Raw genomic sequence first — 12,922 nt, forward strand, 5'->3', positions numbered from 1 at the left:
CGAGAGAGGAAAACGCATGAGCCATCACTGCCCCGGCCCTCCCGGCCGCGACGTGTCGCGCCCGTCGGCCGGCGCGCTGCTCCCGACGCGGTTGCCGACAGCGGCTCGTCGAGCGGCATCGGCAACCCGGCCGGATTCGGCAACCCGGCCGGTATCGGCTTCCCGCCGTGGACCGGCGGCGTGCTGCCGTACATGAACGACTACGGGGGCTGAGCACCCCGGACCGGTTCGCGTACGCAGGGCTGCCGTCCCTTATCGGGGTCCGGCGACGCGGGCCACCCACCTGTTGCCCAGCCCAGCCCGGTCCAGCCAGCCAGCCAGGCCCAGTCCAGTCCAGTCCAGTCCAGTCCAGCCCCGCCCGGCACGCCCGCCGGGGCCTCCCCACCGCCCCGGTCTCCCCAGACGTTTACTTCCGACACGCAAGGAGGCCCCGATGACATCGGCACCCCGTACCACCGGAGACCTGCCCGACGCCCCGGCCGACCGGACCCTGCCGCAGCTGCTGGCCCACAACGCACGCGAGTACCCCCGACTTCCCGGTCTCTCCTGGCAGTCGGCCGAGCCGGACAGCGACTGGAAGACGTTCAGCTGGGCGGAGATCCACGACCACACCCGGAGCCTCGCCGCCGGCTACCGGGCTCTCGGTGTCGGCCGCGGCGACCGCGTACTGCTGATGATGTCCAATCGGCCCGAACACTGGCTGTCCGACCTGGCGCTGGTCCGCCTCGGCGCGGTCCCGGTCAGCGTCTACGGCACCGCCGCCCCCGAGCAGATCACCCATATCGCCCGCAACTGCCGGGCCCGCATCGCCGTCGTGGAAGCGGCGGCCCAGGTGGCGGTGTGGGAACCGCTGCTGGCCGACGCCGACACCCCGCTGGAACGTCTGGTCGTGGCCGAGGCGGGCGCGGAGGGCGGTCACTTCCCGTACGCCGCCCTGCTCCGCGAACCCGTGCCCGAACAGTTCGCCAAGGAACTGGACGCCGCCCGTCCCGAGGACCCGCTGACCATCGTCTACACCTCCGGAACCAGCGGCGAGCCCAAGGGCGTGGTACTGACCCACCGTCAGGTGATGTCCAACGCCCTGGCCCTGGACGCCGTGGTGGAGCTGCCCCGGCACGTCGAGCACATCTGCTACCTGCCGTTCGCCCACATCGCCGAGCGGATGCTGGGCATCTACCTGCCCTGTCACCGGGCTTCACACGTCTACCTCTGCGCCGACCCTGCGGGCGTCTCCGCCGTCGTGCGCAAGGTGCGCCCCGCGCAGTTCTTCGGGGTGCCGAGGATCTGGGAGAAGCTGTCCGCCGGTGTACGGGCCATCCTCTCGCTGATGCCGGCCGAGCAGCGGGCTGTCATCGACCGGTCGTTCGAGGTCGCCCGCGAGCACGTCGGGTACCGCGAGCGGGGCGAGACCCCGCCCGCCGAGCTGGAGGAGCGCTACGCCCGCGCCCGCGAGGACGTGCTGCTGCCCTTGCTGGCCGCGGGTGGTCTGGACCGGGTGACCTGGTCGGCGAGCGCGTCGGCACCGATGTCGGTCGACGTGGTGAATTTCTGGGCCGGCTTCGGCTTCGTCATCATGGACGCCTGGGGGCTGACCGAGACCACCGGCGTGGCGACCAGCAACAGCCCGCGGACCGGCTTCCGGCTCGGCTCGGTGGGGCGCCCGGTGGAATCCGTGGAGGTCCGTGTCGCCGAGGACGGCGAGATCCTGGTGCGGGGCTCGTCCGTCTTCTCCGGCTACCTCCAGCCGGACGGCTCGGTGCGGTCCGCCCTGGATTCCGACGGCTGGCTGGCCACCGGTGACATCGGCCGGATGGACGAGGACGGATACCTCTGGCTCACCGACCGGAAGAAGGAGATGATCATCACCTCCACCGGCAAGAACATCTCTCCGGCCCTGGTGGAGAACGCGCTCAAGGGACACCCGCTGATCGGCCAGGCGATGGTGCACGGCGACAACCGCTCCTACGTGGTCGCCCTGCTGGTGCTCGACGCCGAGGCCGCACCCGCCTGGGCGGCGGCCAACGGTGTCGAGGCGGAGGGGGGACCGGCCGGGCTGGTGGATCACCCCGCCGTCCGGGCGGAGGTGGATCGGGCGGTCGCCGCCGCCAACTCCCGTCTCAACCGCAGCGAGCAGGTCAAACGGTACGAGCTGCTGGCCGAGGAATGGGGGCCGATGACCGGCGAGTTGACGCCGTCGCTGAAGATGCGGCGCCGGGTCATCCGGGACAAGTACGCCGACTCGCTGTCCGCGCTCTACGAGGACTGAACGGGCGTCCTCTTCCCCGTGGTTGCAGCGGGAGCCGGACCTCGTGACGTGGCGGAGACTCTTCCGGTTCCAGTGGTAGGGCACGATCTTGCGCGCGTGCGTGCATGATGGGGCGTGTGCGGGAGCCAGGCAGCCTAAGCGGCGTGATCCGCCGCCCGAACACCTTGAGCGCCTATGTGTGCTGGGTGGCGCCTCGGTAACCGGCCCGCACCGTCGATGGGAGCGTAGGAGCGCATGCGCAAGGTTCTGCTTCCACTGCTGACGGTTGCCGCCCTGACCGGGTGCACGTCCGGGCAGGTTGCCCCGTGCACGCTCATGCACATGGACTCGGCGGTCTCCGTCATCTGGCGACCCGCCGACTTCGAGGCGACGGGTGGCGCGACGATCCGGGTCTGCGTGGACGGCGCGTGTGAGGAGCGGGCGTCCGGTGACCCGGGCGATCCGATCGGGCGGGTGTCCGTGCGGATCCCGGACGACGTCCGGGCCCGGGAGCTCGCGGTCGCACTGACCGTGACCCCGGTGGACGGGGGCAGGCCGCTCAGGGACGGTGCGCAGGCCCGGCCGGCCGAGGAACGTCCCAACGGCCCCGGCTGCGCACCCGTGGTGCGGACGGCGAGCTTCCGCGCCGACCCGGTGCGGGGGCTGATCTCTCCGGAGGGCCTCGTACTCCAGGGAAGGTAGTCGCGTCGCCGGGACCACGTCACATTGCTCGTGTCATCGAGCCGTAAGGCGCTGAGCACGAAACTGCCGCGACCGAGTATCTGCCGGTTCGCCCCGGAAGCCGGATCCGACGAGGGCCTCTTCACCGTCACCGTGCGTCGGGTGGCCCATGACGCGAAGGCCGCCGAGACCTGTGCGACGAGCGGGATCCCCGGGGCCGCGCTCCCTCGTCGGGTGGCGTACGCGGCAGCTGGTACGGCGCGTCGCCCAACACCTCGCCGATCAGGGCGACTCCGGCGCGCGGAGGGTGAGGGCGGGCTGTCGCGGAGAGTGTCGGTCACGAGCCGGTGGTCCGCCCGGGCGGGGGCAGTGCGCGCCCTGTGCCGGGCGCGCATCGAGGGTGGCCCCTACGCCGTACGCCCTACCAGCCGACCTTCACCGCGTTGTAGGCCTGCCGGCAGTCGGCGTTGGTGGCCTGGGTCTCCAGCTTCTGCATGGAGGTTCCCCAGACCTTCTTGGCGACCTTCTCCAGCTCCCGCGTCGCGCTCGGGACGTTGGGCGCGTACTTCTTGATCGTCGCGAGGGCGGACCGGGCGAACTTGTTGCACACCGGCCCGGCGGCGTTCCGGTAGCGGGTGTCCAGGTCACCGGCCACGGCCTTGCCGTTCGTGGTGGCCCAGTCGTTCCAGGCCGTGCACGCCGCCTCCGTGAAGGCCCCCTGATCGGCATCACTCAGGTTGAGGACCTCGACCAGCACGACGTTCTGGACCTTCTCGGGGACCGTGAAATCCACGACCGGGAACTTGTCCAGCGTCTCGAGCAGAGCGGTCTGACAGGCAGGCGGCAGCTCGGCCGCCTGCGCGGAGGCCGGCACGGTCAGTGCGGAGGCGGACACGATCACCGCGGTGAGGGCGGTGCGCTGGACGGTACGCGAGAGGATCATGGCGGGTGGTACTCCTTGGGGAAGATCGGCGGGGGAGGCCGGCACTCGGTCGGCTCTTGCGGTCGGCTCTTGCGATCGGCTTTTGGGGTCGGCTCCTGGACGGGCGGGAACGACGGCCCGGTTACAGAACGATCAAGGGCTTCCCGGGTCACGGCGACCGGCGTGAAGGGCGGCCGGGGGAGTCACGCTGAGCCGCGCACGCCGGAGCACGCTCGCGGGGCGGCGTATGCAGGGCGCGCTGACCTCGATGTGAGGGAATGCGGGGCCAACCAGGCAGGTTGCACCGGGCTGTGAACGCATTGGGTCTCCACGGCTTCGGCGGTCCGGACGTTCCGCGTGTCCTGGAGTTGCCCGAACCGCAGGCGGGCCCCGGTCAGGTCCGTATGCGCGTGCACGCGGCCGCGGTGAACCCGCCCGATGTCCTGCTGCGGACCGGCGTCACGTAATCCGCGTGCCCGACCGCGAGCCCCCGTTCGTGCCCGGCATGGATGCCGCCGGAGTGCTGAACGTCGCCACCACGCTGAAGCTCGACCGTGGCCAGTCGCACGCGTTGACAGTGCTGCTGCCGGCCAGGTCCTGGGTGCCGTGCCGGCCGTCGCCGTCCTTCGCGGTGTGCAGCGTCTGGCAGCGTTGCTGGTGAAGCGCTGAAGCCTCACACGGGTGACCTCGACCTGGTAGCTGCCGTCACCGGCGACGCCCATGATCTTCGCCCGCGCGCGGTGGACGCCGGCGGCCGTCTCCCACCGGACGGTGGCGCAACGCCTGACCGCGGTGCCGTAGTCGATCCGCCGGTGATCACGGGGAACCGCATCCAGGAATTCAGATCAACTGCTGAGCCAGGCGCGGCGGTTGCGCCGCTGTGACGAAGTCGGAATTCCGCTCCATCGGCGCGATGAGATTTCCTCGCCCAATGATTCCGTCGGGTGACTCGGCCCAGTGAATACCGCGAGCCTCGATGAGTCCTGCGGCGTCCGGCGGTCATACTGTCGAACCCGTTCCAGAGGAGGACTTCTGATGCGCAGCGTGACCTATTCGATGGGCGTCTCACTCGACGGCTACATCGTCGGGCCGAACGGCGACTTCAACTGGACGGATCCCGACGAGGAGATCTTTCGCTTCTGGATCGACCAGATCCGAGGGGTCGGCGTCCATCTGTTGGGACGACGACTGTACGAGACGATGCTGTACTGGGAGACCGCCGACCAGGATCCCACGCTCGACGAATCGGATCGTGAGTGGACCGCGCTCTGGAATCCGCTCCCCAAGGTGGTGTTCTCCAAGACACTCTCGGAGGTGCAGGGCAATGCCCGCCTGGCTTCCGGCAGCCTGGCGGCGGAGATCGAGCGTTTGCGGGCCGAGCCGGGTGAGGGCGACATCGCGATCGGCGGCGCGACTCTCGCCGCCGAGGCGGCCGAGGCGGGTCTGATCGACGAGTACCAGGTCATGGTCCACCCGGTGCTGGTCGGCGGTGGAATTCCGTACTTTCCTCACGGTGGGCGTCGGGTGGATCTCGAACTCGTCGAGACCCGCACCTTCGGCTCGAAAGTCGTCCACCTCCGTCACCGCGTGGTGCGTCAGGGCGGCGCGTATCCGGTCGCGGGAGCTCCGTTGACATGACTGCGAAAGCTACAGGCCCAAGCGCGTGACCAGTTCCGAGAACGTAGGTGTTACGACCCGCCACTCGCACAGAAGGGGGTTTGTCCAGTAGTCACTGCCGACGACGCGGGGATCTGCGGGGTCGGTCCGGTAGTCGAGCGCCAGGGCACCGTCATCGCCGGGGTTGCGAGTGATGGCGATCAGCACAGCCTGTTCGACGTCGAGCCACGGCAGTTCGAGCGGGGTGATGCCGCTGCTTCCGCGGGCCTGGCGAAAACAGGCGGAGTGCGGATCGTCGGCGAACATGTCCATCGATCGGGACGCGAAAGCCATCCGCTCAGGGTTCGACACGAAGACGAGTGGATCCTCGAACCACGGGATGACCTTCGCCAGTACTCCGTCCCCGGGGTGTTGCCAGAGGCCGCGATCGATGAGGGACGTCAGCGGGGCGGGCAGGGGAAGTCCACGGACTGTCGAAGGTGCCATGGCTCGAAGCCTGGCACGGCAGGACATCAGCAACGGACGCCGGCCCGGGGAGCGGGGCCTGTGCACCACCGTGTGCCGGCCCGCGGGATCAGGCGAGGGCGGTGACCAACAGGGCGAAGGCGGCGATGATGACGCCGACGCGTACGTAGTGGAAGCGGTCCCAGCGGTTCATCTGCTCCTTCCAGTCGTCGGGCCGGTTCTCGGGGGTCCATGTCTTGCCCTGGTTGTTGATCGGGACGAGCAGCAGGATCGACATGATCACGCTGAGGATCAGCAGCGCGCCGGCGGTGACGACGAGTCCTGCGCCGTCGTGGTGCCATCCGGCGATGGCCCAGACCGCGACGAGGACGAGCGAGCCGATGTACCAGACCGGCATGACGGCGCCGAGCATCCGGCCGCCGTGGCTCCGGCCGCGTTGGCTGCTGTCGTCGGGGAGTGCGTCGAGGATCGGGTTGATGACGAAGGCGACGGAGAACTCCACCCCCACCATCAGGCCGACGATCACGGTGGTGACGATCTCAAGTGCGTTGAGCATGACTACCCATCCTGGAATCTAGTGACGCTAGATGATGAGGCAACGCTAGTACTGCTGCCGCTTGGTTGTCTAGCGATGCTAGGATCGGATCATGTCGGTACAGGAACGCAAGGAGCGCGAACGGGCGGTCCGCGAGCGCCTCATCGTGGCGACGGCCCGCGAACTCGCCGAGCGGCAGGGCTGGGACGCGGTCACCACCCGCCGGCTCGCCGAGCGCATCGAGTACAGCCAGCCCGTCCTCTACAGCCACTTCCGCGGCAAGCGTGAGATCATCGGCGCCGTCGCCCTCGAAGGCGCCGCCGAGATGGCCGAGGCGGTGCGGGCCGCGGCGGAATCCGTAGCGGACGGCCCACGCGCCCGGGTCGCCGCCCTCGCCCGCGCCTACCTCGACTTCGCCGCACGCAATCCGGCGGTCTACGACGCCATGTTCCAGCTCGACGGCGGTCTGGCGTTCGCGGACGAGGCCACCCCGGAGCCTCTCAAGGACGCCTTCGCCGCCCTGTTGGAGAGCCTCGGCGAAGTTGCCGGGGAGGGCGTCCACCCGGGGCTGTTCACCGAGGTGTTCTGGGCGGCCCTGCACGGGCTGGCGACCCTGACCCGGGCGGGACGGCTGCCGCCGGAGGACACCGAGCGGAGGACGGAACTACTGGTGGACCGGCTCGCCGTGCTCTGACGCACCCGCCCCGGCGCGAACGCAGCCGGGGCCCTCGGGCCCCGCCGCTGCCTGCCTGCGGCGCCGCTTCCGGTTACTCGCGCCCACGCGGCGCAGCCGTGGATCGACCACCCGGTACGCGCCCCGGCCGGTTCGTCCGCCGAGCCGGGAGGAACGGGGCGGTCGGTGACGCCTTCTCTGTGAGGATCACTTCCAGAGCCCCCTGATGGCGCGCGCCAGGTTCCGGAATGCCCGGTGACCTGCCTCGTCCGGCCGAGCTCGCTGCCGACGCGAGGTCTCCAGGTCAGCGGGTCAGCGTCTCGAAGCCGGAATCTCCGCAGTACCGCACGACGCGTCCCTCCGCCTCGGAGTCGCTGCTCTTCATCGCTGCCGCCGTCGCCTCCGCCAAGGTGCGGCCCCCGCCGACGGCCTCAGCCCCCAGCGGTCGCATCGCGAGGAGGGCGTCCTGAGCGACGGCCCCGACCTCGTCGAACCCTGAGGGATCCGGCGTGTCCGTGTCCGCCGCGTTCCGCGCCTTCTGCCACTTGCCCAGCTGCGTGCAGTACTTCTCGCGCTGCGAGTTGAGCCGTTCCTCGTCCCTGTCCTCGGACGAGGAACAGCCCGCCGCAACCACCATCAGAGCGAGGACCGGGACTATCGCCCTCGGTACACGCACACCGTCTCCCCGGTTGAATCCGCGTCGAGTCGCCCCTGTCACCCGCAACTCCCGCAGCAGGATATCCACGTCGGATCCCTGGGTCCGCCGCAGAGTTCGCCGTCCTCGGGGCATGCGTGGGCCAGGCTCGCGCGCCCTCCGACCGACGCTTTCCGGTCATCCGCTCTCTCTGTGGTTCAAGAACCAGTGAGTATCGAAGTAGTCGGCCATCGTGAACGGGTGGTGCGGGTCGATGAGGATGTGACAGCCACGTACGGCCGTTGGGCGGGCAGTGTCCGGCCGGTGGTGCGTATGAGCCGCTCGATCCAGTCGACGTCTTCCCCCGCTGCGGCTGCCAAGGGGCCCGGTACCTTCCCGCGGGCGACCGCCGACACCGGCCGCTCGACCTCATCGGCGTCCCGCACCGTACCCGTTCCGACCCATTCGTTCCCGTACGCCCACGCCCTTGTCGTCACAGCCCGGTCCTCGAAGGGGACGAGAAGAGCCGCGCCCCTGGACTCGTCGACCGTCGGATCGGTGTAGCCGTCGAGGACGAGGGTGCGCGGGGCCCCGTACCTCGCGCCGAGCAGGTCGGTCAGGTGCCGCGGGTCCAGGTCGCCGGACACGTGGACGTAGCCGTCTCCCTGGTCGATTTGGGCCAGCAGATCGTTGACGGTCGCTTGCGTGGCTCCATGGCGGCAAGTGAAGCGCACGGCACTGACGAGCGGCATGCTCGCAGGCGTACCTGACATCGCCGTGCCGGCGGAGGGGAGAGCATGAACTGCGGCGATCGAGCCGCTTCTCCGAGGGGCGCAGGGGTGAGGAGGCGTGGGCGCCTCGCATAGGCTGGCCGCTTCTATCCGGCGCACCGCGACGAGGAATCAGCCCATGCCCAGCGGCACCAGGATCCGTCTGATCGAGCCCGCCGACGCGGCCCCGATCGCCGAGCATCGCGTGCGGGACTTCGAGGCTTTCCGGCGGTGGGAACCGGCCCAGCCGGCCGCCTTCTTCACCCCGGAGGGCCAGGCGGAACGGATCGACGGCCTGCTGGCCGGATATCGGGCCGGCACGGTCTGGCCGGGCGTGGTGGTCGCCGATGACCAGGTGATCGGCCAGGTCACCGTCGGAGGCATCCTGCCGCAGCCGCACCTCCTCCGCGGCTCCGTCGGGTACTGGATCGCCGGTGTCGCCCAGAATCAGGGACACGCAGGGCACGCCGTCGGGCTCGTCCTCCAGGTGATGACGGACGAACTCGGTCTGCACCGCGCCGAGGCGTCCACCAACCTGGAGAATCTGCCGTCGCAGCGGGTGCTGCGCCGCAACGGGTTCACCCCGTACGGTGTCGCGCACTCCTCGATCCTTCTCGACGGGAGCTGGCGGGACGGGCTGCTGTGGGAGCGGATCCTCGGCGACCAGGCTTGAGTTCGGGGCGTGTGTGCTGCATGCCGGGGGGCTCGCCGTCCGACCTGGTGGTGTCTCACTCTGCCTGCGGCGGTGGCGACAGCACCAACGGGCGGCGAGCGGGATTTGGCGGTGCCGGGGCGAGTTACGGACAGGGAGCGACATGCTCTTGGGCCGCGGGGGAGCCGGATGGCACCGTGCCGCGTGAGAGGAGAGGCACGGCATGCAACCACCAGATGAACCGCCCGGCGGCCGGGGTGTGGACGAGCACGAGTTCGACGCCTTCTACGCCGCGAGCGTCGGACGGCTCATCGGCCAGCTGTACGCGATGACAGGTGACCTCGCCGAGGCACAGGACGTCGTCCAGGAGGCATTCGTCCGGGCCTGGGAACGCCGGGCCGAGCTGGACCTGAACGGCGCCCCCGAGGCGTGGGTGCGCACGGTGGCCTGGCGGTTGGCGGTCAGCCGGTGGCGGCGGGTGCGTACCGCGCTCGCCTTCGCCCGACGCCAGGGCTCGCCGGCCACGGTGCCGGCACCGGAACCGCACCATGTGGTGCTGGTCCAGGCCCTGCGGCAGATCCCCGAGGCCCAACGCCGTGCCGTCGTGCTCCATCACCTGTGTGACCTGACGGTCGAACAGGTGGCCGCGGAGGCCGACTGTCCCGTCGGCACGGTCAAGGCACAACTGAGCCGGGGGCGGGCCGCGCTGGCACGGCTACTGGCTGAAACCGAGCTGGATCCGCGGACCACCCGCCTGTCGGAGGTGCGAAATGGCTGACGAGACCGGGCTGGACGACCACCTGGCCGCCCTCGCCGAGTCAGGTCGGCGGCACGCGGCGCCGCTTGCCCCGGAGCGGATCCGGGCGCGCGGTGAGCAGCGCGTACGCCGCAGGCGGGCCGCTCTCGTGTCCGGCGGTGCCCTGCTGGCCGCGGCCGTGGCCGTGGGCGGTCTGTCGCTGACCGGGGCCCACCGGGGGCCCGAGCCGCCCGCCGTCACCCCGACGCCGGTCGCTTCGCCGTTCGTGCCGCCGAAGCCCGCCGCAGGTGAGGAATACGCAGGTGAGCTCGGCTATGTGTACGGCGCGGTGGCGACGGGGGACACGGTGCGGGTCACGGTCGAGCAGCTGCGCGCCGTGCGGGGAGCCGCGGTCTCCACCGGTGTGGTGCACACGTTGACGCTGCCGCGGGGGACGCTGGTCGAAGTACGACAACTGGGCGGCGGGAACACTGCGGACGCGCAGTTGGGCGGGCTGGTGGGCCGACTGGCCGCCGGGCCGCGGTGGGTGTTCGCGATCGACTACGACAGCGAGGGCCGCGTGCACTCGCTGCGGGAGGCGTACTGGCTCTCGGAGTGAGTGAGACCGAAGAGGAACGCGGTTCACGGAGAATGGTTGGAGCCAGGGTGCAACCCGGCGGGTGGGCCGGCGCGTAGAGGTCACGTAGCCAGAACACACCTGATTCCTGGGGGATCTTGACCATGCGCGTCTCACACCGTCCGGCCGCCGTGCGCTGCCTCACCGCTCTCGCCTTCAGCCTGGTCACCCTGACCGGGTGCAGCGGCGAGGGCGACGGCCAGGCGGCCGACACCGCCCCCGTGACGTCGGCGGCGCCCTCCGCGTCGGCCGACGGGACGGCCGCGAACACAGGATCGGACGGCGGGGCGACGCCGGACGGCACCTCGTCGACCGCTGCGGCCCCGTGGGCCGGCACCAAGCAGTTCGTGCAGATCGACGATGCCCGGAGCGGCGACGGAGGGACGTACCTGTCGGTGCGGCCCGCCCAGAAGAAGGCCCACCCCCAATTCGAGGCATGGGTGATAGTCCCGGGCGAGGGGCCCTACACCGAGGTGGTCATGGCCGAGGACGCCAAGGTGATGCTGTCGGTCCCACTCGGCGACGAGAAGCATCCCGCGTCGTACTCCCAGGCCGATTTCGTCAGCCGGCTCACGGCCCGGCCGTCATCCGACCGCTCGCCCCTCGGGTACGACCTCAGTTTCGACGGGGAGGGGAGGGTGACCCGGCTGCAGTCGCTGTACACGCCCTGAACGCGGGGGACAGGGGCCGCCGTCGCGTGACTACGAGCACCGGCCTCGCGGTTCGGCGCGGCGGGTGCTCGTGGCGCTGATCGCGGTGTGACCGGGCCGCCGAGAGGTGGCCCGGTCACCAGCCGGGAGACGCTGCCGGTGGCCCGGTCCTCGACGCCCGGGTCACCGGCCCCGCAGCCGGCCCGTCCGGTGCGCCGGCAGGTCAGACGGAGGCGTCGTCGCCGGTCCCTGGAGGCGCGGCGCACCGGCGCAGGACCATGAGCGAGTCCTCCAGGGTCGCCACCATGGCGAAGGGGAAGCGGTCGAGCTCCACACAGAGTGCGACGTCGTCGGGATGGACTCCTTGACGCACTCCGTCCCTCAGCTCGGTGGCCGCCCGCGACGCGGCGGCCCGGCGGAGGTACTCGGCGGCATCCGTTCCGGCCCCGGTGGCCCTCCTGGCGATGTACTGGGCGCACGCCAGATCTTCATCGGCCCGCCCGTCCTCGCCGGTGACCACGAACGTGACGCTGTCACCCCCGCGTGTCCGCAGGAGCCGAGCCGTTGCCTCCGCCACGACGAAGCCGGCGCACAGCACCAGCCGCGCATCCTTGACCGCCAGCGCGCCGACCGTTCCTGCCGTGGTCTTCTGCACAACGGTGCGTCCGCCGAGGTCGACGGACCGCAGCAGGCCGGGCGAGTTGACGGCGTCGAACCCGGGCGCGGGCGGACCGTCCTTGAGCGCCACCCAGTCCGGGTGGCGGGCCTTGAGCGCCAGGGCTTCGTCCAGTGACTCGGCGAGGACGATCTTTTCCGCCCCCTGGGCGAACGCCCAGGCAGCCACGGTGAAGGCGCGCATGACGTCGACCACGACCGCCACGGAAGGGGTCTCGACCAGATCAGGGATACCGAGGAAACGAGTGTCCATCCGGGTCATGCTCACGCATCCCCCGTCCGAGACGCCCGGAGAGTGGCACGCATCACGTAGGTGGCCGTCGACGGATGATCCAGGTGAGGCCGCCACGACGGGAAGCATGCCGGTCAGGCAGAGTCCCGGCCCGCGGGGGCGACGGAGGTGCCCGCCTCTATGCTGGCCCGATGGTGTTGATCAGGCAGGTCCAGGTGACTTTCGACTGTGCGGAGCCGGAGCGCGTCGCCCGTTTCTGGTGCGAGGTGTTGGGGTACGTCGTACCGCCGGCACCGGAGGGGTTCGCTACCTGGGACGATTTCGACCGGACACTGCCGCCGGAGCGCCAAGGGGCCTCGTTCGCCTGCCAGGACCCCTCAGGTGCCGGCCCGCGGCTGTACTTCCAGCGTGTTCCCGAGGGCAAGGTCGTCAAGAACCGGGTGCATCTCGACGTTCGGGTCGGCACCGGGCTCGTGGGTGACGAGCGCCTGGCCGCCCTGGAGTCCGAGTGTGCGCGGCTGGTCGCCCTGGGCGCCGTGCGGGGGCAGCTCCTGCTTGCCGACGGCGAGAACGAGTCGTGCCTCCAGATGCAGGACATCGAGGGCAACGAGTTCTGCCTCGACTGAGTGGTCGTCGCCCCATGTGGCACCTTTGCGCACTTCTCCGTCCCAGGCCCTCGTCGCCGACGCGTCTGTGCGGGGGGGGGGCGAGGGGCGCGCGGGGTGTGGGGCCCCCTACCCCCGCGCACCCGCCGGGGGGTTTTTCCGGGCCGGGCGCAGAGCCCGTTGTCCCATTACT

At 70.6% G+C, this 12,922-nt stretch carries 17 protein-coding genes; 11 read left to right on the forward strand and 6 right to left on the reverse strand.

What is annotated here, in order from left to right; translation table 11 throughout:
* The first annotated feature begins 433 nt into the window (after positions 1-433).
* Together ACFWVP_RS34040 and ACFWVP_RS34045 are read left to right on the forward strand one after the other, a co-directional pair.
* A complete protein-coding gene (locus tag ACFWVP_RS34040; protein WP_384501930.1) occupies positions 434-2,266 on the forward strand; it encodes an AMP-dependent synthetase/ligase in 1,833 nt (610 codons plus the stop codon).
* Between the two features lie 234 nt (positions 2,267-2,500).
* A complete protein-coding gene (locus ACFWVP_RS34045) occupies positions 2,501-2,947 on the forward strand; it encodes a hypothetical protein (protein WP_384501932.1) in 447 nt (148 codons plus the stop codon).
* A 400-nt stretch (positions 2,948-3,347) separates the two neighbouring features.
* Here ACFWVP_RS34045 and ACFWVP_RS34050 read toward each other — a convergent pair whose 3' ends face one another.
* On the reverse strand, positions 3,348-3,869 hold the full coding sequence (locus ACFWVP_RS34050; RefSeq protein WP_384501933.1) for a hypothetical protein: 522 nt from the start codon (positions 3,867-3,869) through the stop codon (positions 3,348-3,350).
* Between the two features lie 290 nt (positions 3,870-4,159).
* On the opposite strand from ACFWVP_RS34050, the gene ACFWVP_RS34055 reads away from it, so the two are divergent.
* The 3 genes from ACFWVP_RS34055 (at position 4,160) to ACFWVP_RS34065 (ending at position 5,486) form a co-directional block, all read left to right on the forward strand.
* On the forward strand, positions 4,160-4,315 hold the full coding sequence (locus ACFWVP_RS34055; protein WP_384501935.1) for a hypothetical protein: 156 nt from the start codon (positions 4,160-4,162) through the stop codon (positions 4,313-4,315).
* Between the two features lie 5 nt (positions 4,316-4,320).
* A complete protein-coding gene (locus ACFWVP_RS34060) occupies positions 4,321-4,509 on the forward strand; it encodes a hypothetical protein (RefSeq protein ID WP_384501937.1) in 189 nt (62 codons plus the stop codon).
* Between the two features lie 374 nt (positions 4,510-4,883).
* Positions 4,884-5,486 (forward strand): dihydrofolate reductase family protein, encoded by a 603-nt coding sequence (locus tag ACFWVP_RS34065; protein ID WP_384501939.1) that lies wholly within the window; start codon positions 4,884-4,886, stop codon positions 5,484-5,486.
* A gap of 9 nt (positions 5,487-5,495) precedes the next feature.
* Here ACFWVP_RS34065 and ACFWVP_RS34070 read toward each other — a convergent pair whose 3' ends face one another.
* Together ACFWVP_RS34070 and ACFWVP_RS34075 are read right to left on the reverse strand one after the other, a co-directional pair.
* The gene (locus tag ACFWVP_RS34070; protein WP_384501941.1) at positions 5,496-5,951 is read right to left on the reverse strand and encodes a hypothetical protein; all 456 of its coding nucleotides are present in this window, start codon (positions 5,949-5,951) and stop codon (positions 5,496-5,498) included.
* An 88-nt stretch (positions 5,952-6,039) separates the two neighbouring features.
* Complete coding sequence (locus ACFWVP_RS34075) at positions 6,040-6,486, reverse strand: DUF1772 domain-containing protein (protein WP_384501942.1); 447 nt, start codon at positions 6,484-6,486, stop codon at positions 6,040-6,042.
* Between the two features lie 91 nt (positions 6,487-6,577).
* Here ACFWVP_RS34075 and ACFWVP_RS34080 point away from each other — a divergent pair, with 91 nt between their 5' ends.
* Positions 6,578-7,159: a TetR/AcrR family transcriptional regulator gene (locus ACFWVP_RS34080; RefSeq protein ID WP_384501944.1), complete on the forward strand. Its 582-nt coding sequence runs from the start codon at positions 6,578-6,580 to the stop codon at positions 7,157-7,159.
* Between the two features lie 283 nt (positions 7,160-7,442).
* Here the strand turns inward: ACFWVP_RS34080 and ACFWVP_RS34085 are convergent, their stop codons facing one another.
* Positions 7,443-7,814, reverse strand: a complete 372-nt coding sequence (locus tag ACFWVP_RS34085; RefSeq protein ID WP_384501945.1) for a hypothetical protein — start codon at positions 7,812-7,814, stop codon at positions 7,443-7,445.
* Positions 7,815-7,990: 176 nt separating this feature from the next.
* A complete protein-coding gene (locus tag ACFWVP_RS34090) occupies positions 7,991-8,524 on the reverse strand; it encodes a hypothetical protein (protein WP_384501947.1) in 534 nt (177 codons plus the stop codon).
* Positions 8,525-8,681: 157 nt separating this feature from the next.
* Between ACFWVP_RS34090 and ACFWVP_RS34095 the strand changes: the two genes are divergently transcribed.
* From ACFWVP_RS34095 to ACFWVP_RS34110, 4 genes are all read left to right on the forward strand, one after another.
* The gene (locus ACFWVP_RS34095; protein WP_384501949.1) at positions 8,682-9,215 is read left to right on the forward strand and encodes a GNAT family N-acetyltransferase; all 534 of its coding nucleotides are present in this window, start codon (positions 8,682-8,684) and stop codon (positions 9,213-9,215) included.
* A gap of 202 nt (positions 9,216-9,417) precedes the next feature.
* Positions 9,418-9,972, forward strand: a complete 555-nt coding sequence (locus ACFWVP_RS34100; RefSeq protein ID WP_384501951.1) for a SigE family RNA polymerase sigma factor — start codon at positions 9,418-9,420, stop codon at positions 9,970-9,972.
* A complete protein-coding gene (locus ACFWVP_RS34105) occupies positions 9,965-10,549 on the forward strand; it encodes a hypothetical protein (protein ID WP_384501952.1) in 585 nt (194 codons plus the stop codon). Before ACFWVP_RS34100 ends, ACFWVP_RS34105 begins: the two co-directional genes overlap by 8 nt.
* A gap of 122 nt (positions 10,550-10,671) precedes the next feature.
* A complete protein-coding gene (locus tag ACFWVP_RS34110; RefSeq protein ID WP_384501953.1) occupies positions 10,672-11,238 on the forward strand; it encodes a hypothetical protein in 567 nt (188 codons plus the stop codon).
* Between the two features lie 202 nt (positions 11,239-11,440).
* Here the strand turns inward: ACFWVP_RS34110 and ACFWVP_RS34115 are convergent, their stop codons facing one another.
* Positions 11,441-12,145 (reverse strand): 2-phosphosulfolactate phosphatase, encoded by a 705-nt coding sequence (locus ACFWVP_RS34115; protein WP_384501955.1) that lies wholly within the window; start codon positions 12,143-12,145, stop codon positions 11,441-11,443.
* 170 nt (positions 12,146-12,315) lie between these two features.
* On the opposite strand from ACFWVP_RS34115, the gene ACFWVP_RS34120 reads away from it, so the two are divergent.
* Positions 12,316-12,750, forward strand: coding sequence for a VOC family protein (locus tag ACFWVP_RS34120; RefSeq protein ID WP_384501957.1), 435 nt, complete (start codon positions 12,316-12,318; stop codon positions 12,748-12,750).
* The last annotated feature ends 172 nt before the right edge of the window (positions 12,751-12,922 follow it).

The organism is Streptomyces sp. NPDC058637 (assembly GCF_042717325.1).
In the GTDB taxonomy this organism is placed as follows: domain Bacteria; phylum Actinomycetota; class Actinomycetes; order Streptomycetales; family Streptomycetaceae; genus Streptomyces.

Bases quoted from the DNA above. Each gene is read 5' to 3' on its own strand.
- ACFWVP_RS34040 (WP_384501930.1), top strand. From the start codon at position 434: ATGACATCGGCACCCCGTACCACCGGAGACCTGCCCGACGCCCCGGCC.
- ACFWVP_RS34045 (WP_384501932.1), top strand. From the start codon at position 2,501: ATGCGCAAGGTTCTGCTTCCACTGCTGACGGTTGCCGCCCTGACCGGG.
- ACFWVP_RS34050 (WP_384501933.1), bottom strand. From the start codon at position 3,869: ATGATCCTCTCGCGTACCGTCCAGCGCACCGCCCTCACCGCGGTGATC.
- ACFWVP_RS34065 (WP_384501939.1), top strand. From the start codon at position 4,884: ATGCGCAGCGTGACCTATTCGATGGGCGTCTCACTCGACGGCTACATC.
- ACFWVP_RS34070 (WP_384501941.1), bottom strand. From the start codon at position 5,951: ATGGCACCTTCGACAGTCCGTGGACTTCCCCTGCCCGCCCCGCTGACG.
- ACFWVP_RS34075 (WP_384501942.1), bottom strand. From the start codon at position 6,486: ATGCTCAACGCACTTGAGATCGTCACCACCGTGATCGTCGGCCTGATG.
- ACFWVP_RS34080 (WP_384501944.1), top strand. From the start codon at position 6,578: ATGTCGGTACAGGAACGCAAGGAGCGCGAACGGGCGGTCCGCGAGCGC.
- ACFWVP_RS34090 (WP_384501947.1), bottom strand. From the start codon at position 8,524: ATGCCGCTCGTCAGTGCCGTGCGCTTCACTTGCCGCCATGGAGCCACG.
- ACFWVP_RS34095 (WP_384501949.1), top strand. From the start codon at position 8,682: ATGCCCAGCGGCACCAGGATCCGTCTGATCGAGCCCGCCGACGCGGCC.
- ACFWVP_RS34100 (WP_384501951.1), top strand. From the start codon at position 9,418: ATGCAACCACCAGATGAACCGCCCGGCGGCCGGGGTGTGGACGAGCAC.
- ACFWVP_RS34105 (WP_384501952.1), top strand. From the start codon at position 9,965: ATGGCTGACGAGACCGGGCTGGACGACCACCTGGCCGCCCTCGCCGAG.
- ACFWVP_RS34110 (WP_384501953.1), top strand. From the start codon at position 10,672: ATGCGCGTCTCACACCGTCCGGCCGCCGTGCGCTGCCTCACCGCTCTC.
- ACFWVP_RS34115 (WP_384501955.1), bottom strand. From the start codon at position 12,145: ATGGACACTCGTTTCCTCGGTATCCCTGATCTGGTCGAGACCCCTTCC.
- ACFWVP_RS34120 (WP_384501957.1), top strand. From the start codon at position 12,316: ATGGTGTTGATCAGGCAGGTCCAGGTGACTTTCGACTGTGCGGAGCCG.